This is a genomic window from Nocardia shimofusensis NBRC 100134 (assembly GCF_001613125.1).
GTDB lineage: Bacteria > Actinomycetota > Actinomycetes > Mycobacteriales > Mycobacteriaceae > Nocardia > Nocardia shimofusensis.
Map to the genome: position 1 here is coordinate 183,656 of NZ_BDBT01000005.1, position 17,572 is coordinate 201,227.

Below are 17,572 nucleotides of genomic sequence, written 5' to 3' on the forward strand. Positions count from 1 at the left end.
GAATGGTTGAATCATATTACTGATATACTCACTACGTCCATGTATCCGGACTGCCCGGCGCCGAGCACGCGGCGGGGTGAGCGATGCTGTTCGCGACGATAGGATCAGTCCAATGAGCCGACCGATCGGCGGTACAGGAACCGTCACGCGTGTGGGAACCGTGCTGCGAGCACCCAAGACCGCAGAGCTGATCGCCACCCACCTGCGCCGTCAGATCGTCAAGGGCGAGTTGAAGACCGGCGACACGTTGCCGTCCGAAGTCCACTTGATGGAACAGTTCGGGGTCTCCCGGCCGACCTTGCGCGAGGCATTCCGCATCCTCGAAGCCGAATCCCTGATCGGCGTGCGACGCGGTTCCCGCGGGGGCGCCCGCGTTCTCGAACCCGACCCGATGGTGGCCGCCCGGCACGTGGGCCTGCTGCTGCAACTGCAAGGCACCACCGTGCAGGACGTCTACGAGGCCCGCATGATCACCGAGCCGGCCTGCGCCCGCATGCTGGCCGAGAAGCACACCGACCAGGACATCACCGATCTGCGCGCGGTCCTGGAAGATCTCCGGCAGATCGTCGACGCCGGTTTCGAGGCCGTCCCGGACGTCGCCACCTGGTCACTGGCCAGCTACCGGTTCCACGAACTCATCATGCAGCGCTGTGGCAACAAGACGCTGGCCATCCAGGGCGCCGTTCTCGCCGACATCGTCGACACCCATCTGCGGCAAGCCCTGATCAAGGAACTCGGCGGCAACGAGAACATGCCTGCCCGCTTCCGGAAGATGCTGCGCTCCTATGCCAAGGCCATCGATCTGATCGAGGCGGGCGACGCGGACGGCGCCGAGAAGCACTGGCGCAAGCACATGGAAGTGGCTGCCCAGTACACCTTCTCGCGCGACGACAAGAACACCCCGGTCATCGACCTGTTCGGATAGCGCCGGGCACCCTGGGCCACCATGCGCCGGCCGTCCGGGTCGCCGCGCAGGACCGCACGCGGTGCACGATCCACCACCGCCGGAAAGGATCATCATGCTCGATCTGCGCGACCTGACGTTGCCTCTCGTCGGCGCTCCGATGGCAGGCGGACCGTCCACTCCCGCGCTCGCCGCCGCCGTCGCCGCGGCGGGCGGACTCGGCTTCCTCGCCGCCGGATATCGCACCACCGAGCAGGTCGCCGACCAGATCGAGCAGACCCGGGCACTCACCACTCGACCGTTCGGCGTGAATCTGTTCGTGCCCCAGCCCAGCATCGCCCGCGAGCCGGAGCTCGTCCGATACCGCGAGTCGCTGACCGCCGAAGCCGCCCATTTCGGCGCCGAACCCGGCGCACCGCATCCGGACGACGACGGCTGGCAGGCCAAGCTCGAACTCGTCGAAGCCGCCCGCCCGGCAGCGGTGTCCTTCACCTTCGGCTCCCCCGGCCGCGAGTGGATGACCGCCTTCGCCCGAGCAGGCATCCTGACCCTCGCCACGGTCACCACTCCCGCCGAAGCCGAGCTGGCCGTCGCCGACGGCGCCCGGGCACTCGTCGTGCAGGGTCCCGCGGCCGGTGGACATCGCGGGACATTCGACCCGGCAGCGGAGCCGGGGACCACCTCCCTGGACGAACTCCTCACCCAGGTCGGGCGTGTGGTTCCGGTGGTCGCGGCGGGCGGGCTGTCCACCGCGGAAGCCGTCGCGCGAATTCTCGGGCTCGGGGCCGTCGCCGCGCAGATCGGGACCGCCCTGCTGCCGGCCGAGGAAGCGGGTACGAATGCCGTCCACCGAGCCGCTCTGCAGTCCCCCGAGTTCACCGAGACCGGCCTGACCCGAGCGTTCTCCGGCCGCTACGCGCGCGGGCTCGTCAACGACTTCATGCGCCGCCACGACCCGCATGCTCCGCTGGGCTATCCGGAGGTCCATCAGATCACCGGGCCGTTGCGCGCGGCCGCGGTCCGCTCGGGTGATCCGCACGGCACCAGTCTGTGGGCAGGCATGGGATTCCGGTCCGCCCGGCCGGGGTCCGCCAAGGCGATCCTGGAGGATCTGACCCCGCAGTAATCCGTCGACGGCACCTTCGCCCCCTCCCGCCCCTTCAGCACCTTCACCAACTCCCGCGTTCAGGGGCATTGCTATTTTTCGCCCGCGCTGTTTGGACACCCCGGTACCGGGAATAGCCGTCGTGTCACAACATTTCAGCGTGAAGCGGGAAACTCATGTTCATTGTTCCAGGGCTCGCGGTTCTGCTAACCGCGGTCGCAGTCGGGTTCGCGGTGGTCGCGGCCGACATCGACCAGATGCGTGTTGCCGCAGGCGATTTCGAAATTTTCGGTCATTCTTTCACTCCCTCCGTGGGAGAGGTTTTCGGCTCGGGCATCGGTATCGGTGCCGTGGGCATGCTCGGTCTGCTGCTCCTGCTGATCGGTGTGTGGCGTACCGCCCGCCGCGGCAGTGAAGCGCGCCGGGAGCTACGTCGTTCACGCCGGGAGGTCGCGGCAGCCCGTCGCGCCACTCCCGCACCCCAGGTCACTCAGGACACCGCGGCACCCCGCAGCGGACCCGTCTGGAGTGCGAACCGGTTTCTGAAACGCCCCGCGGGCGACTCCGGACCGGCCAAGGCGTGAACACATTCAGTCGGAACACGACTGTCGAGGAAAGGGAAAGACCGTGATCGTACTCGGATTGATTCTGCTGATCGTCGGCTGGTTGCTCGGTATCAACCTGCTGGTCACCGCGGGCATCGTGGTGTTGCTGGTCGGCGCCGCACTGTGGATCGCGGGCTCGGTGGGCCGCCCGGTCGGCGGCCGCAGGCACTACTACTGACACCGATCGACCAACGCTGTCGATCGACCAACTACTGACGCGGGAGGTGCGCGATGGACCGGAATCCACCACGCCGTGAAAGCCGGCTCGGACATCGAGTGCAGGCCACGCGCGGCAACATGAAGAAGTTCCTGGGCAGGGCGACCGACAATCCCCGGCTCGAGTCACAGGGTCGCCGAGATCAGTTCCGCGGCAACATCAAACAGGCCGCGAACAAGGTGCGAGACGCCTTCAAGCGTTGACGCATCGGCTCTGTGCAGCAGAGGGCCCCATCCGGCTTCGGCCGGACGGGGCCCTCTGGCTCGTCCCGAGCAATCCGGATGGATCAGTCGTGGAGCTCGAGCTGCGCCACGGCCGCTTTGGCGGTGCGCCCCACCCCGATCAGTGTGGCCGAACCCGGACCGGTCCAGTCTCCGTACCCGAGCAGATGCAGTCGCGATTCCTTCACCGCTCGCGTGCCCGACACCGCTACCGTGCCGTCGGACTCCCTCAACCGCAAAGACCGCAGATGCGCGAGAGCCGGACGGAACCCGGTGGCCCACACGATGACTTCGGCGCGCCGGCTCCGACCGGTCTCGTCCCAGTGGATACCTCGACTGGTCAGCCTGTCGAACATCGGCAGCGTCCGCAGCGCACCGCGGTCCCTGGCGGCACGGACTTCCGGCACCATCACTACGTCTCCGAGGCTGCTGATGCCACCTGGGTCCTGGCGTCCGGCCGCCAATGCCATGGCGCGCCGCGACGCCATGTCGAACAGCACACGTCCGTCCACATCGTCCGGCAGAAACCGCGGCGGCCGGGTGGTCACCCACGCGGTGTCGGTGATCTCGGAGATCTCGGCGACCAGTTGCGCACCGGAATTGCCGCCGCCGACCACGACGACCGACCGACCGGCGAATTCGTCCGGCGTGCGGTAGTGCACGGTGTGCAATTGCCTGCCGGTGAAGGAGCGGGCGCCGGGGTAGATCGGCCAGAACGGCTGCTGCCAGGTGCCGGTGGCGCTGAGCACCCGCCGGGCCCGCCACACCCCGGCGGTGGTGTCGAGGCGCAGTCGCTGCCCGTCGTCGTCGCGGGTGACGGCCCGCACGCGCACCGGTCGCCGGACCGGCAACTCGTAGCGTCGCTCGTAATCGGAGAGGTACTCGATGACGTGCCGCGCGGGCGGGAACCCGCCCTGCCACGGTGGCATCGGACGGCCCGGCAGGGACGCGTACTCCGCAGGAGAGAACAGTCGCAGCGACGGCCAGGTGTGGGGCCACGCACCGCCGGGAACCGGCTGATCATCGAGGATGACGAAATCGTGTCCGGCTCGGCGGAGGTAATACCCGGCTGCCAGCCCGGCCTGCCCGCCGCCGATCACCAACACATCGACGTCGATCGTGCTCAGCGAAGTGGCCACACGGCCCGATCCTAGGCGATCGACTGCACCGGCCTCCGCCGCCGCGACGTCCTCCGACGATCGCAGCAGCCGCAGGCGATCGACCGGTCAGGCGGCGATCATGTGCAGCGAGGCGGTCCCGTGGCGTTGCCACCGCAGGCTGATCACCGCCGCGCTGATCATCCGTGGCGTCGAGGTGGTGGACATCCTCTCGCCCAACTCGATCAGACCCGCAGCCCTGAACGCGCACGCGCGGATCCGTGACGAGCGGCTGATCTATCCGGCGCACCCACCCGGGCCGTAGCAGCCGCCGGTGGGCTCACGGTCACACGATGGCAGCCGAGGTGAGGTCGTAGATCGCGTATGCCGCACGCAGAACCGGCTGGGCGACATTGCGCACGCGGATGCCACCGGGCGTGGTGCCGTGCTCCGTGCCGGCGTGGGCGTGTCCGTGCACCGCGAGATCGGCGCCGTGCGTGTCGATGGCTTCCCCCAGCAGATAGGACCCGAGGAACGGATAGATCTCGTCGGGTTCGCCGTGCAAGGTGTCGCTGACCGGTGAGTAGTGCGTCAGCGCCACAGTGAAGTCCGTGTCCAGGGATGCCATGGCTCGACCGAGCGCGACGGCGAGTTCCTCGGTGTGGCGGGCGAACATCCGCATCTGCGGCTCGCCGAACGCGCTCGCGCACTTGCCCGCGAAGCCGCCGCCGAAGCCTTTGGTTCCTGCGATGCCCAGCGTCGCACCACCGATGTCCAGCTGTACCGACGTTCCTTCCAGGACGATGATGCCCGCGGCGGTCAGAAGGTCGGTGATCTCCGCCTGAAGGTCGTTGTGATAGTCATGATTTCCCAGCACCGCCACCACCGGCACGCCGCAATCGCCGAACTCGGAGGCCACCACGGCGGCTTCGCCGATGGTGCCGTGTCGCGTGAGGTCACCGGCCAACAGCAGCACATCAGCTCGCGCGGAGAGCTCGGCGAGGGCTTCTCGCCAGCGACCACGGGAATCCTCGCCCAGATGAATGTCCCCCACCGCCGCGATGCGCAATTCTCTCAACTCCTTTCGCGACGCGACCGACGAGTCACGCTGAGCGTTTCGTGCTGATCCGGTGCGGTGATCCGTGCGACGCGCACATCGTTGTGCACCGCGAGCTGGGGCAGCGTCTCGCGCACCACGGTCTCGATCAGTTGTCTGCGCTCGTCGGATTCGACCTCGCCGTCGAGCACGATCGTCTCCCCGCGGATGGTGACGTGGATTCCGAGCTCGTAGGTGCGCTCGTCCTCGGCCAGGGCTCTCCTCAGGTGCGCGACGGCGTATTGCAGCGGTTCCGGCGATCCCACGGCTTCATCCCCTTTCTGGGCCGGCATGCTCGGGCCGGGCGATGATCCCGAGATCGACGAGCAACCCGAAGAACGCGCGCGCATACGGTGAAGTGCGCGTCTGTCTGTCGACTTCGGCCCAGTCCACCTGTTCGCGCAGATCGCGCGCGACCTGGAGCAGGGGCGCGAAGTCGAGTCGATGCGCGTCGAAGACCAGCATCTTGTCCACCATGAGGTCCGTGCAACTGGCGACGGGCGCCTTGGCGGGTCCGATGCGCATGGTCGTGGCCCGATTCAGCAGGTCGTCGGTGACCGGGCGATCGTTCGGACGATGGATCACATCGATCAGGACCCCGTCGGCGTACACCTTGCGCAGCCAATCCTCCGGCGGATCACAGACCCGCATTCCGGCCCGTGCGAGGGTCCGCACTGCCCGGTCGCAGTCTCGGGGTTTGACCAGGATGTCCACATCGTGTTGGGACGCTGGCCCGCCGCGCGCGTACACCGCGCAACCGCCGCCGACGGCGAACGGGATACCGGCTGCCGCGAGCACGTTCACCGCCCGGGTCAGTGCGTGCAGCAGTTCATCGATGCCGACAGACACGGAGACCGCCTACCCGCCAGCTCGGGACCATGCCACTCCTCGCTCGAATGAGCCTGTCATCTGCACGTGCCCGCGAACTCGGCACTCGCACTCCGTGGCTACCCGATCCGGCGCGGTCGAATCTCTGACGCCGAGCTGCTACCCGGACAAACCGAACATGAACTGCCCCAGCATCACGGTCTGATGATGCATCGGAAGCCGATGTGACTTGTCGAGGAGTCCTCGGTCTCACCCTGGCGTGCCGCGGGTCGGTATCGCAGGCAGTAGTTCGGCGCACACAGGTGCGAGCCGCCTTTGATCACCCGGCGCGCGCAGGGCTCTCCGGGTTCGGGCTCGGGTGCTGTATTCCCGCCGATCCGCGGATCGGCGGGAATACAGCAGGATTCTGCCGACGATGCCATCGTGCCCGCCCCGGCGTGATCGGCGGTGTAATAATCCGCCGTCCACTCCCATACATTGCCCGCCATGTCGCTGAGCCGGTAGCCGTTCGGCGGGAACCGACCCACCGGCGATGTATCTGCTACGCCGTTATTGTTCAGGTTCTCCCAGGGAAACCGGCCTTGCCAGACACTGGCGGCACGCCTGCCGTGCGGTTCGTGCGTGGCACCCCACACGAACGGCTGGCGATCCAAGCCACCCCGCGCGGCGAATTCCCACTCCGATTCGGTCGGCAATTCCTTCCCTGCCCACTGCGCGTATGCCGCGGCGTCGAACCAGGAGATGTGGGTGACCGGATGGCGTTGCCGGCCGTCGAGATCGCTTCCGGGGCCGCGCGGGTGGCGCCAATCCGCATTCGGCACAAAAGACCACCAGCGCCGGTAGTCGTCGAGCGGCACCGGGCCGCGAGTCGGGGTGAACACCGAGGAACCCGGAACGAGCAAGGACGGGTCCGCTTCCGGGTACTGCGCCGGGTCCGGGGGCGATTCTGCGGTGGTGCGGTATCCGGTGTCCTTCACGAATCGCCTGAACTCGGCCACCGTCACCGGGTGGATGTCCATCCAGAAGCCGTCCACGGAGACCTGGTGCACGGCTCGTTCTTCCGGATAGAAGTCCGAAGATCCCATCCAGAAAGTCCCGCCGGGTATCCACTCCATGTTCTTCGGAGCAGTACGTGTCATGTAGATCAGCGTGCCACTGCTGTACGCAGGCGCAAGGGTATCGACACGCTTGCGCCGGAACCCGCAGTCATGTCCGCTCGCGCTCCGGCATTGACACCCGCGGGAAGTGGAGTAGACGATGGGGAGGACGAGCACGATCCCGCATCGGGATCGACGTTCGTCCGCGACGAGTTTCCGCTCACCCACAATTGGTGAGTCCCTCTGGTCCCCCGAGTACTTCGACGCCGCTATGAGCCGCCCGAAACGGCAATAATCAGGCAAACCAAACGACGACGATCGCGGCAGCCCGCTGGACAGTGGCGCCCAGAGGGATCGCGGGGCCGGGTCGGCGATCCCATGGCAGCATCGGATGGAGCGACACCATGGCCGGAAGACACCAGGGAAAGATCGCGGTCGACATTCGTGACTCGGTCCCCGACTGGACACCATATCTGCCCGCACAGGCCCCCGAAGGCGCTCCGAACATCCTGTTCATCGCATGGGACGACGTGGGGTACGGCACCATGGATGTCTATGGCGGCCCCGTCGAAGCCCCCACCATGGGGCGCATCGCGGACATGGGGATGCGTTGCTCCAATTTTCACACCACGGCATTGTGTTCCCCGACCCGCGCGTCACTGTTGACGGGCCGCAACGCCACGAGCAACGGCATGGCGACCATCGCCGAATTCAGCTCCGGATTCCCGGGGATCTCGACCCGCATCCCCTTCGAGAACGGGTTCATCTCCGAGGTCCTGGCCGAGCGGGGCTGGAATACCTACTGCGTCGGAAAATGGCATCTGACCCCGGGGGACGAAATCAATATGTCGGCGGTGAAAACCCGATGGCCGTTGGGACGAGGGTTCGAGCGCTTCTACGGCTTTCTCGGCGGTGAGACGAACAGCTGGTATCCGGACCTGGTACACGACAATCATCCGATCGACGCTCCCGGCGTTCCCGAGGACGGATACCACCTGTCGAAAGATTTGGCCGACAAGTCGATCGAGTTCATCCGGGACGCGAAATCGGTAGACCCCGACAAGCCCTTCTTCATGTATCTCGCGCCACAGGCAGCGCACGCTCCGCACCACGTCTTCACAGAGTGGGCGGACCGATACAAGGGCAGATTCGACGAGGGCTACGAGTCCATCCGTGCCGGAATTCTCCGACGGCAGAAGGAATTAGGCATACTGCCCGAGGACACCGAACTCTCGCCCATCAACCCGCACGGGGAGCCGGCCACCACCGGACCGGACGGGCAACCATGGCCACAGATCGACAGCGTCCGGCCATGGGATACGCTCACCGCCGAGGAGAAACGCCTTTTCGCACGCATGGCCGAGGTATTCGCCGGCTACGTCATTTACACCGACGATCAGCTCGGGCGGGTCCTCGATTTCCTGGCCGACACGGGGCAGCTCGACAACACGATCATCGTCGTCATCTCCGACAACGGCGCCAGTGGCGAGGGCGGCCCGAACGGCTCGTTCAACGAGTGGCGCTTCTTCAACGGGGTGGCCGATACGACCGAGGGAACACTTCCGCATCTCGAAGAACTCGGCAGTCCGACCTCGTATAACCACTACAACACCGGATGGGCGTGGGCCTTCGATACGCCGTTTCCGTATTGGAAGCGGTGGGCCGGCTACGAGGGTGGCATCGCCGACATGTGCCTGGTCGCCTGGCCGGGGAAACTCGCGCACCGGAGCGAACCTGTGCACCAGTACATCCATGCCGTCGACGTTGTTCCGACGATTTACGAACTGGTGGGAATCGAGCCACCGGAAATGCTGAAGGGCTACCCGCAGAGCCCCATCGAGGGGGAGAGCTTCGCGGCCGCGCTGACCGATCCCGAGGCGCCGGGGAAGCAGACGCAGTTCTACACGATGCTCGGCCAACGGTCGCTCTACCACCGAGGATGGCTCGCCTGTTCTGTGCATCCACCCCTGTCGGGGTGGGGCAACTACGAACGGGACGTGTGGGAGCTCTACCACCTCGACGCGGACCGAGCCCAGGCGGAAAACCTCGCGAACGACGAACCCGAACGTCTGGCGTCGCTGAAAGATCTGTGGTTCTACTACGCCGGGCTCTACAACGGACTCCCCCTCGACGACCGCAGCGCCGTCGAGCAGGCCGTCGCCGAGCGCCCGCGCTCCGGCAAGGAACGAAGCCGATATGTGTACTTTCCGGACTGCGCCGATGTTCCCGAATCCGCCGGGGTCTCGATCATCGGTCGCTCGTACACGCTCGCGGCCGGGGTTCGTGTGGACACCGCCGACGCCGAGGGAGTTCTCTTCGCGCACGGCGGTGTCACCGGCGGACACAGCCTCTACGTCAAGGACCGGCGTTTGCACTACGCATTCAATTGGGTCGGAACCCACCTGCAGAACATCATCGCCGACCGCGACATGACCCCGGGTTCGCATGTGTGCACCGCCGAGTTCGTACTCCAGGGCAAGAACACCGATCCGACCATGCCGGGCTTCAAGGGAACGGCCACCCTCTACCTCGACGACCAGAAGGTGGCCATCGGGGAGATCGTCACCCAACCGGGACCGTTCTGCCTCGTAGGCGACGGCATCTGCGTCGGACGCGACAGCGCGTCGCCGGTGTCACCGGACTACACCTCCCCATTCGCCTTCACCGGCGGCACAATCGACAAGGTCGTCGTCGATGTGTCCGGTGAACGGTACATCGACCACGAGGCGCAAGTGCGAGGCTGGTTCGTGATCGACTGACCACGACCGAGGCTCTCCCCACCGCAGGAGGAAGATCACGTGATGGTGCCCGCCACACGGGAGCGCTGACGTGCTCCGCGGCAGCGTACCGCTGGGACGGATCACCGGCGTGCGGGTCGACGTGCACTGGTCGGCGCTGGCCACCGTCGCGCTCTTCACCGTGGTGCTGGGCCGATGGCTCGCCTCGGTGCACGGTGGCTCACCGGGAGTCTGGCTCAGTGCGGCGGCGGGCGCGGTGGGGTTGTCGGCGGCCCTGCTCGCGCACGAACTCGCGCACACGATCGTCGCTCGACGCCACGGTGTACACGTCGAGCGAGTGGTCCTGTGGCTGCTCGGCGGGCTGTCGGAACTGCGAGAAGAACCTCCGGACCCCGCCGCCGATCTGCGTATCGCGCTGGCCGGGCCCTTGACCAGCGCGGCGCTCGGCGCGGGTTTTCTGCTCACCGGCTCGCTGCTCGACGGCCTCGTCGCCGCGCCGGTGCTCGATGTGCTGGTGTGGCTGGCGGTGATGAACCTCCTGCTGGCGGTATTCAACCTGCTGCCGGGCGCTCCGCTCGACGGCGGACGCGTCCTGCGGGCGGTGCTGTGGCGGCGCGGCGGCGACCAGTTCCGGGCAGCGGTCACGGCCGCGCGGACCGGCCGCGTCATCGGCTTCGCTCTGATCGGCGCGGGCGGCCTGGAGATCGTGCTGCTCGGCGACCTGAGCGGCTTGTGGTTGATGATGCTCGGCTGGTTCCTGACCACAGCGGCACGCGTGGAACTGAGCGCCGCGGGCATGCGACATCAACTGGCGAATACCACGGTCCGGCAGGTGATGACGGAACGCCCGATCGCACTACCGCAGACCTGGACGGTGACCGAATTGCTGTGCTCGGACGCGCCGCGCACCGGTCACCAGGTCTTTCCGGTGGTGAGTGCCGACGGCGTGCCCGTGGGTGTGCTGTCGCTGCGTGATCTGTTGCCGATCCCCGCCCAACACCGCCCGACGTCCAGACTGGGCAGCGTCGCGAGGCCGCTTCCCGCCTCCGCCCGCGCCCATCCCGACGAATTGCTCGCCGCTGTCGCGACACGCACACTGCTTCGGCCGGATCTCGACGCGGTCACCGTGGTGGACGACGGGGGCCGGCTGATCGGGATCCTGACGGCGACGGATCTCACCACCGCTTGCCAGCGCAGCGCGCTGGGTCTGCCGATCCAGGACCGGCGAAGAGGACAGACGACCTGACCCGCCGACAGTCGACCGGTCAGGCGGCGGCGTATCGAGCCGACGGTTCGGCCAGCGCCTGATCCCGCAGCCGGGCAAGAGTTCGGGTCAGAATTCGGGAGACCTGCATCTGGGAAACCCCGATCCGTTCGGCGATCTCGGCTTGGGTGAGGTTGTCGAAGAATCGCATCACCAGCACGTCCCGCTCCCGCCGCGGCAAGGCGGCCAGCAACGGCCGGACCGCCATGGCGTCTTCGAGCAGCCGGTAGCAGGGTTCCTCGGCGCCCAGACGCGCGGCCATGGTCGTGCCCGCACCCTCCTCGTCCTGGTGGGTAGCGTCGAGGGAGTCGGTGTTGTAGCAATTCGCGGCGATCATGGCCTGCGTGATCTCGGTGCGCTCGACGCCGAGTTCGGCGGCGATCTCGCTCGGGCGCGGCATCCGCCCGAGTTGCTGGGACAACTTCTCCACAGCGGGTGCGATCTTTCCCTGCAGTTCCTTCGTACCGCGCGGGACCCGCACGCTCCACGCGTGGTCGCGGAAGTGGCGGCGGACCTCGCCCATGATCGTCGGCACGGCGAAGCCGAGGAAACTGGCCCCGCGGGCCGGGTCGTAGCGGTCGATCGCGCCGAGCATGCCGACATAGGCGACCTGCTGCAGGTCCTCGTGCTCGATGCCGCGGCCGCGGAAGCGCGCAGCGATGTGCTCGGCCAACGGCAGGCACCGCTTGATGATGTGCTCGCGCAGCTCCGCGCGCTGGGGGTCGGCGGGGTCGAGGGCGGCGAGCTTGTCGAACCACGGCTCGAGGTTGTCGTAGGAATCACCGTCGTGACGCGACGAGCTCGAGTTCGTATTCGGTGCTGCGCTCATGCGAATGCCTCTCGATCCTGGGTAGAACGTTGATGGAGCCAGGTAACCCCCTTCGAGCCGGAATCAAACAAGGCCCCACGGCACTGTTTTCGTGGCCGTGGTCACCCCGGGCCCCCGAGAGTGACAGATTTCGCAGGCCGCGGCTCGTCGCCGATGCGAATCTCGGCCCGTTTCCCACACATTCAATCGGGTAGGTGCTCGCCGAGGAACACACCACAGTCCACCGGCGGATCCTGACCGACTGCCGCGAAAGAGGGAGCCTGCCCATGAAGTTCGTCGATGCGATCGTCTGCGCTACCGCGGCGGTGGGAGCCGCGAGCGTTCTCCCGGCCACGGCGTCGGCTTCGGCTGTGCACTGCGCCGCCGACGCGGGCATCGACGCCACCGTCATCGAGGGCGGAACCGGTTGCCGGGCAGCCGGTTCCGTGGGCGGGCAGGCGCATTCCGTCGGGCTCGACGGCGTCGGCTACGCCAACGCGGCGCTCGGCTCGCAAGCGCTCGGCGTCGGCGTGGCCGGAGGCGTCGGAGCCAGTGAAGGCGTCGAAGGCCTCGCACTGGCCGCGGGATTCGGTCCGGACGCCCTCGCGTTGAGCACCGGCGCCGACCGCGAACCGGACACGGCGCCGTCGAGAACGGTGGCGATCGCGTTCGCCGGCTCCCGCGCCGAGGTCGGCGGCGGACTCGCCGGTTCGGTGGTGTGCTTGGGAGCGGGCGCGCTGGCCTGGGACGAGCGCAGTGGGGCCGCCTGCCTGGCGACACCCTTCGGGATCTGGACGCTACCGGGTGACAGCGCCTCGGAGCGGCTGCGATGAGCTGGGCATCGCGGGACCATCGCCCCCGCCGTTCGGCGCCTTTGGTCCCTTGGGATCGGTGACCTGTCGGCGCACGCTGAAAGGATGCGCCGTCCCGATTCGCACCGGGTGAACACCGAGGAGGCTGCTGTGTCACATTCCGATGATCCGTTCGCGCCCGCTGTGCAGACGGCTCACGACTGGTTGCGCGCCGTCGCCGACGCTCTCGGCACCGACGATCACATATTCGCCCACCGTGCCCTGCGGGCATGGATGCACGTGGTCCGCGACCGCATCGGCGTGGCGAACTCCGCGCATCTGACCGCCCAGCTGCCCGAACTGCTGCGGGGAATCTACTACGAGGGCTGGGTGCCTGCGCACGTGCCGGTGCATCACGGGCAGGCGGCCTTCACCGAACAGTTCGCCAGGGCGGCGGGCATCGGCCGGGACGAGGTCGCCGAGGTGGCGGGGGCGGTGACCGCCGTGTTGTCCGAGCTGTTCTCCCCCGGGCAGATCGATCGCGTGTTCGCGGTGTTGCCCGGTCACCTGTACGCCGTGCTCTGTGGGATCGAGGCCACCGAGGAAGGCTCGGCCACCGAGGCCGAGCGCCGTCACAGGCGATCGGCCGCCGATCAGCCGATGCCCCTGCGGGAACAGGTCCGCGCACTCGGTGATGCCGTCGCCGCGCTCGCCCGCGGATTGGAGCAGCTCCCGATCAACAGCGCCGACGAGGACCGCGCGGCCTCCGCGGCACAGGAGGCGCATCGGATCCTGCTGGCCGAGGGCTTCGTCCCCACCGTCCGAAAGCACTGACACCGCACGTGGCCGGGCCCGGCTCCCGCGAGCTCATTGCGGCCGGTGGCCTCACCGACGCCGAAGTCGCCGAACGACTTCGGCGTGACGGGCCGAACGCGCTGCCCGCGCCGAAGCGCCCGCACCCGCTGACACTGCTGACCGCACAGCTCACGCATTTCTTCGCGGTGATGCTGTGGGTGGCCGCCGGGCTGGCGCTGATCGCGGGGATGCCCGCGCTGGCCGTGGCCATCGCGGTGGTCGTCGTCCTCAACGGCGTCTTCGCCTTCGCCCAGGAGTATCGGGCCGACCGCGCCGCCGAACGGCTGCGTGACCTGCTCCCGGTCCGGGCCCGGGTGCGCCGTGGCGGCCGGCTGGCGGTGGTCGAGTCCACCGGCCTGGTGCTCGACGATCTGGTGGTGCTGCGGGCGGGCGACCGGATCTGCGCCGACGCCGAAGTGCTCGACATCCACGCCAGACAGCTCGAGGTCGACGAGTCGATGCTCACCGGGGAAAGCAGGGCGGTACACACCGAGCCCGGCGCGCGGTTGTTCGCCGGGACGTATGTGGTCAGCGGCCAGGGCGAAGCGCGGGTCACCGCCGTCGGCTCGCACACCCGGCTCGCGGGGCTCGCGGCGGTCACCGAGCACGCGACCCGGCCGCAGAGTCCGCTGTCGCGGCAGCTGCACCGCGTCGTGCGGATGGTGGCGCTCATCGCGATCGGGGTCGGCGGGCTGTCCTTCGCCGTGTTCGCCGTACTCGGGCGCGACACCACGCAGAGCCTGCTGTTCTCCATCGGCGTCACCGTCGCATTGGTGCCGGAGGGGCTGCTCCCGACCGTGACGCTGTCGCTGGCTCGGGCGGGCCAGCGGATGGCCGCCGCGAACGCCCTGGTCCGCAGACTGGAAGCGGTCGAGACCCTCGGGGCCACCACGTTCGTGTGCACCGACAAGACCGGCACGCTCACCCGCAACGAGATGCAGATCGTCGAGGTGTGGACGGCGGCGGGCAGCGTGATCGTGGAGGGCGAGGGTTACCGCCCCGAGGGCCACGCTCGCGGCAACCCGGACGCGGTGGCGGCCACCCGTGCCGCCGCGGACTCCGCGGCCCGCTGCTCTCCCGACGCGCACGCGCGCGAAGACCAGGACCGCTGGCTGCCGGTCGGCGACCCGCTCGAGGTGGCGGTGCATGTACTCGCCGGAAAACTGGACGTCCGGTCCGCGCCCCCGCCACTGCACCGGGAGCCGTTCGACAACCGGATCCGCCTCGCGACGGTCACCGACCGCGACGGTCTGCACCTCATCGGCGCGCCCGAGGCCGTCTTCGCCGCCTGCCGCCGTGGGGGGCGCCCGGCGAACACCGACACCGACACCGACACCGACACGGCCGCAGCACAACTCGAGGACTTGACCGCGCGCGGCCTGCGAGTCATCGCGGTCGCTCATGCGCCTGATCCGGCAACCGCGCCGCGGGTGCTCGCGCTGTTCGCCTTCGCCGACCCGCCGCGCGCCGATGTCGCCGCCGCCATCACCGCGTGCCGGACGGCGGGGATCAAGATCGCCATGGTCACCGGCGATCATCCCGGCACCGCCACCGCGATCGCCACCGAAATCGGATTCTTCGGGCCCGACCACAGCATCGTGGTGGAAGGAAAGGACCTTCCCGCCGACGACGACGCGCTCGCCGACCTGCTCGAACGTGACGGCGTGGTGGTGGCCAGGGTGGCTCCCGAGGAGAAACTCCGGATCACCCTCGCCCTGCAGAAGCGCGGACACGTGGTGGCGATGACCGGTGACGGCGTGAACGACGGACCGGCCCTGTGCACCGCCGACATCGGGGTCGCCATGGGCGCGTCCGGCACCGACGTCGCCAGAGAAGCCGCCGATCTGGTCCTGCTCGACGATCATTTCGGCACCATCGTCGCCGCCATCCACCTCGGCCGGGCCACCTTCGCCAATATCCGGCGCTTCCTGACCTACCACTTGACCGACAACGTCGCCGAACTCACGCCGTTCGCGGTGTGGGCGGTCTCCGGCGGTTCGATTCCGCTCGGCTTCACGGTGTTGCAGGTCTTGGCCCTCGACATCGGCACCGACATGCTGCCCGCGCTGGCGTTGGGCGCCGAGCCGCCGAATCCGCGCACCATGTCGGGGCCGGCGCGGAGCGGCTCGCTGATGGACGGCCCGTTGCTGCGGCGCGCGTTCGGGGTGCTGGGCCCGGTGGAGGCGGGTGTCGGCATGATCGCCTTCCTGCTCGTCCTCGGAGTGGGCGGGTGGACCCTGGGCACGACCCCGGACGCGGCACTGCTGGCGACCGCGTCGGGCACGCTGTTCACGGCCGTGGTCCTGGGGCAGTTGACCAACGCGTTCCTGTGCCGCAGCGAGACCCGGTGGTTCGGCGCGACCGGGTGGCGCGGCAACCCGCTGCTGCTCTTCGCTGTCGCGACCGAACTCGCTCTGCTGGTGGTCTTCCTCTGGGTGCCGCCGCTGCCGGGCCTGCTCGGTGGCACCCCGCCCGATTCGGTGGGCTGGGTCGCGGCGGCCGCCGCCGTCCCGGCCATGCTGGTGGCCGACACCGCGCACAAAGCGTGGCGCGGCCACCGACGGCGGTCATCGGATCAGGCCCGAGTGGGCCGTTCGTCCCCGCCGCGCGGCCATCACGACGCCGAATCGCCGCGAGCCACCGTGGGACGCTGAGATCCGATCGCGCCGAACCTACGCCACATCACGCTACGCCACATCACGACCGAGCAGCCTGAGTTCCCGACCCGCAGCATCCTCGCCGGGCCGGCAGCCGACGCGGCCGCTCAGCCCGCCGCCCCCGCCATCAGCAGCTGCTGCAACGCTCCGTCCACATCCCCCTGTTCGCCGAAGAGCCGCACGAGCATCGAGCGTTCGGCCTGGCCGTGCTCGGCGGCCAGAACCAGCTCCATGGCCGCGTTCCGCGCGCCGATTCCCGCTTCCTCGGCCAGCGAGGCGATGATGTCGGCGGCACTCTCTCCGGTCCAGACCGCTGGTATCGCGGCGGCGACCTCACCGGCGGACGGCGCGGCGCCGCGATACCAGCGGCCGCCCTCCCACCAGTAGCAGAAGGAGAGCAGACCGGCCCCGGCGCGGGGATTGAGCAGTTGGTTCGACACCCACCCCGGCGCGCCCGCGTAGAGGTCCGGCATGGGGGCGCCGGTGTTGTAGACGGCGTCCAGAGCCGGGTCGTTCCATACTCCGCCGGACAGCACTGCCCGATCCCCGGGTACCAGCCACAGCGAGGAACCGCTGCGTTCGGCGCCTTCGAACAGGCCCAGTGCGGGCAGAACCCTCGGTCCCCACGGCGATCGGGCTGCCACGAACGCCGCGGCGAGCGCCGCCCAGCGCATGACCAGCAACGGGAGCGTGGGCAACGTCGTCTCGATACCAGGAGGGAGTGTGGCGGCTCGGGCCTGTTCCGCTGCCTGTTCAGGGGGTCGGGACTGCCGGTCCTCGTGTCTGATGTAGGCGGCCAGCCAGACCGGCAGCCGCGTCCGCGGATACGCCTCCAGGTCGGCTCGATACACCTCCGGCGGCCACAGATGGTCGTCGGGGAAGGGCTCGTCACCGAAGTCCGGTTCGGCGACGATCTCGCCGGACGCCGACGCCGACACCAGCAGTCGCCACCACGGGCCGCCGGGAAGGGCGGCCGACGCCTCGCGATGCCGCCGGACCATCGCGAGCACCTCCTCGGACGGCAAGGCCTGGACCGGGTTGCCCTGCTCGTCGGCGAAGAACACCGACGCCGACTCCGATACAGCGGTCAGCGCGAACACCGCCTGCATTTCGTGCCAGCCGGGCGGCGCGAGCGCGACCAGGTCCTCCGCGATCCGACGGCTCACGGAGTCCGACGCGGCGGCGAGCGATGGCACGGAGTCGACGGGGAACGAATCTTCTGCGGTCACGAAATCGGCACCTCCTCGATCGGGCCCGCACGCTACCACCCGGGAGCGAACAGCGCGGGC

At 68.5% G+C, this 17,572-nt stretch carries 18 protein-coding genes; 11 read left to right on the top strand and 7 right to left on the bottom strand.

Annotated elements, in window-relative coordinates; translation table 11 throughout:
• Positions 1 to 112: 112 nt before the first annotated feature.
• From NS3_RS07725 to NS3_RS07740, 5 genes are all read left to right on the top strand, one after another.
• Positions 113 to 925, top strand: coding sequence for a FadR/GntR family transcriptional regulator (locus NS3_RS07725; protein ID WP_067855898.1), 813 nt, complete (start codon positions 113 to 115; stop codon positions 923 to 925).
• Positions 926 to 1,016: 91 nt separating this feature from the next.
• Positions 1,017 to 2,030 carry a nitronate monooxygenase gene (locus NS3_RS07730; RefSeq protein ID WP_067856218.1) on the top strand — a complete coding sequence of 338 codons (1,014 nt, stop codon included), beginning with the start codon at positions 1,017 to 1,019 and terminating at the stop codon, positions 2,028 to 2,030.
• Positions 2,031 to 2,320: 290 nt separating this feature from the next.
• Positions 2,321 to 2,593 carry a hypothetical protein gene (locus NS3_RS07735; protein WP_067855901.1) on the top strand — a complete coding sequence of 91 codons (273 nt, stop codon included), beginning with the start codon at positions 2,321 to 2,323 and terminating at the stop codon, positions 2,591 to 2,593.
• Between the two features lie 43 nt (positions 2,594 to 2,636).
• Positions 2,637 to 2,792: a DUF6131 family protein gene (locus tag NS3_RS29475; RefSeq protein ID WP_169811613.1), complete on the top strand. Its 156-nt coding sequence runs from the start codon at positions 2,637 to 2,639 to the stop codon at positions 2,790 to 2,792.
• A 98-nt stretch (positions 2,793 to 2,890) separates the two neighbouring features.
• Positions 2,891 to 3,034 (top strand): CsbD family protein, encoded by a 144-nt coding sequence (locus NS3_RS07740; RefSeq protein ID WP_245649506.1) that lies wholly within the window; start codon positions 2,891 to 2,893, stop codon positions 3,032 to 3,034.
• Positions 3,035 to 3,117: 83 nt separating this feature from the next.
• Here NS3_RS07740 and NS3_RS07745 read toward each other — a convergent pair whose 3' ends face one another.
• Positions 3,118 to 4,179 (bottom strand): ArsO family NAD(P)H-dependent flavin-containing monooxygenase, encoded by a 1,062-nt coding sequence (locus NS3_RS07745; RefSeq protein WP_067856221.1) that lies wholly within the window; start codon positions 4,177 to 4,179, stop codon positions 3,118 to 3,120.
• A gap of 112 nt (positions 4,180 to 4,291) precedes the next feature.
• On the opposite strand from NS3_RS07745, the gene NS3_RS30505 reads away from it, so the two are divergent.
• Entirely contained in the window at positions 4,292 to 4,474 is a 183-nt protein-coding gene (locus tag NS3_RS30505) for a hypothetical protein (protein ID WP_067855907.1), read from the top strand.
• Positions 4,475 to 4,495: 21 nt separating this feature from the next.
• Here the strand turns inward: NS3_RS30505 and NS3_RS07755 are convergent, their stop codons facing one another.
• From NS3_RS07755 to NS3_RS07770, 4 genes are all read right to left on the bottom strand, one after another.
• Complete coding sequence (locus NS3_RS07755) at positions 4,496 to 5,218, bottom strand: metallophosphoesterase family protein (RefSeq protein WP_067855910.1); 723 nt, start codon at positions 5,216 to 5,218, stop codon at positions 4,496 to 4,498.
• A 5-nt stretch (positions 5,219 to 5,223) separates the two neighbouring features.
• Complete coding sequence (locus NS3_RS28935; protein WP_245649507.1) at positions 5,224 to 5,511, bottom strand: BON domain-containing protein; 288 nt, start codon at positions 5,509 to 5,511, stop codon at positions 5,224 to 5,226.
• A 4-nt stretch (positions 5,512 to 5,515) separates the two neighbouring features.
• On the bottom strand, positions 5,516 to 6,094 hold the full coding sequence (locus tag NS3_RS07765; RefSeq protein WP_067855913.1) for a nucleotidyltransferase family protein: 579 nt from the start codon (positions 6,092 to 6,094) through the stop codon (positions 5,516 to 5,518).
• Between the two features lie 173 nt (positions 6,095 to 6,267).
• Complete coding sequence (locus NS3_RS07770; RefSeq protein ID WP_067855916.1) at positions 6,268 to 7,212, bottom strand: formylglycine-generating enzyme family protein; 945 nt, start codon at positions 7,210 to 7,212, stop codon at positions 6,268 to 6,270.
• A gap of 362 nt (positions 7,213 to 7,574) precedes the next feature.
• On the opposite strand from NS3_RS07770, the gene NS3_RS07775 reads away from it, so the two are divergent.
• Positions 7,575 to 9,929, top strand: a complete 2,355-nt coding sequence (locus NS3_RS07775; RefSeq protein WP_067855919.1) for an arylsulfatase — start codon at positions 7,575 to 7,577, stop codon at positions 9,927 to 9,929.
• 70 nt (positions 9,930 to 9,999) lie between these two features.
• Positions 10,000 to 11,154 (top strand): site-2 protease family protein, encoded by a 1,155-nt coding sequence (locus NS3_RS07780; RefSeq protein ID WP_067855922.1) that lies wholly within the window; start codon positions 10,000 to 10,002, stop codon positions 11,152 to 11,154.
• A 19-nt stretch (positions 11,155 to 11,173) separates the two neighbouring features.
• Here the strand turns inward: NS3_RS07780 and NS3_RS07785 are convergent, their stop codons facing one another.
• Complete coding sequence (locus NS3_RS07785) at positions 11,174 to 12,001, bottom strand: RNA polymerase sigma factor SigF (protein WP_067855925.1); 828 nt, start codon at positions 11,999 to 12,001, stop codon at positions 11,174 to 11,176.
• A 266-nt stretch (positions 12,002 to 12,267) separates the two neighbouring features.
• Here NS3_RS07785 and NS3_RS07790 point away from each other — a divergent pair, with 266 nt between their 5' ends.
• From NS3_RS07790 to NS3_RS07800, 3 genes are all read left to right on the top strand, one after another.
• On the top strand, positions 12,268 to 12,813 hold the full coding sequence (locus NS3_RS07790; RefSeq protein WP_067855928.1) for a DUF6764 family protein: 546 nt from the start codon (positions 12,268 to 12,270) through the stop codon (positions 12,811 to 12,813).
• A 129-nt stretch (positions 12,814 to 12,942) separates the two neighbouring features.
• Positions 12,943 to 13,605: a DUF2267 domain-containing protein gene (locus NS3_RS28330; protein ID WP_169811614.1), complete on the top strand. Its 663-nt coding sequence runs from the start codon at positions 12,943 to 12,945 to the stop codon at positions 13,603 to 13,605.
• Between the two features lie 8 nt (positions 13,606 to 13,613).
• On the top strand, positions 13,614 to 16,280 hold the full coding sequence (locus NS3_RS07800; protein WP_084495150.1) for a cation-translocating P-type ATPase: 2,667 nt from the start codon (positions 13,614 to 13,616) through the stop codon (positions 16,278 to 16,280).
• Positions 16,281 to 16,390: 110 nt separating this feature from the next.
• Here NS3_RS07800 and NS3_RS07805 read toward each other — a convergent pair whose 3' ends face one another.
• The gene (locus tag NS3_RS07805; RefSeq protein ID WP_067855931.1) at positions 16,391 to 17,512 is read right to left on the bottom strand and encodes a hypothetical protein; all 1,122 of its coding nucleotides are present in this window, start codon (positions 17,510 to 17,512) and stop codon (positions 16,391 to 16,393) included.
• Positions 17,513 to 17,572 lie beyond the last annotated feature (60 nt).

Excerpts from the sequence above, each read along its gene's own strand:
- NS3_RS07725 (WP_067855898.1), top strand. The coding sequence starts at position 113 with ATGAGCCGACCGATCGGCGGTACAGGAACCGTCACGCGTGTGGGAACC.
- NS3_RS30505 (WP_067855907.1), top strand. The coding sequence starts at position 4,292 with ATGTGCAGCGAGGCGGTCCCGTGGCGTTGCCACCGCAGGCTGATCACC.
- NS3_RS07770 (WP_067855916.1), bottom strand. The coding sequence starts at position 7,212 with ATGACACGTACTGCTCCGAAGAACATGGAGTGGATACCCGGCGGGACT.
- NS3_RS07775 (WP_067855919.1), top strand. The coding sequence starts at position 7,575 with ATGGCCGGAAGACACCAGGGAAAGATCGCGGTCGACATTCGTGACTCG.
- NS3_RS07785 (WP_067855925.1), bottom strand. The coding sequence starts at position 12,001 with ATGAGCGCAGCACCGAATACGAACTCGAGCTCGTCGCGTCACGACGGT.
- NS3_RS07790 (WP_067855928.1), top strand. The coding sequence starts at position 12,268 with ATGAAGTTCGTCGATGCGATCGTCTGCGCTACCGCGGCGGTGGGAGCC.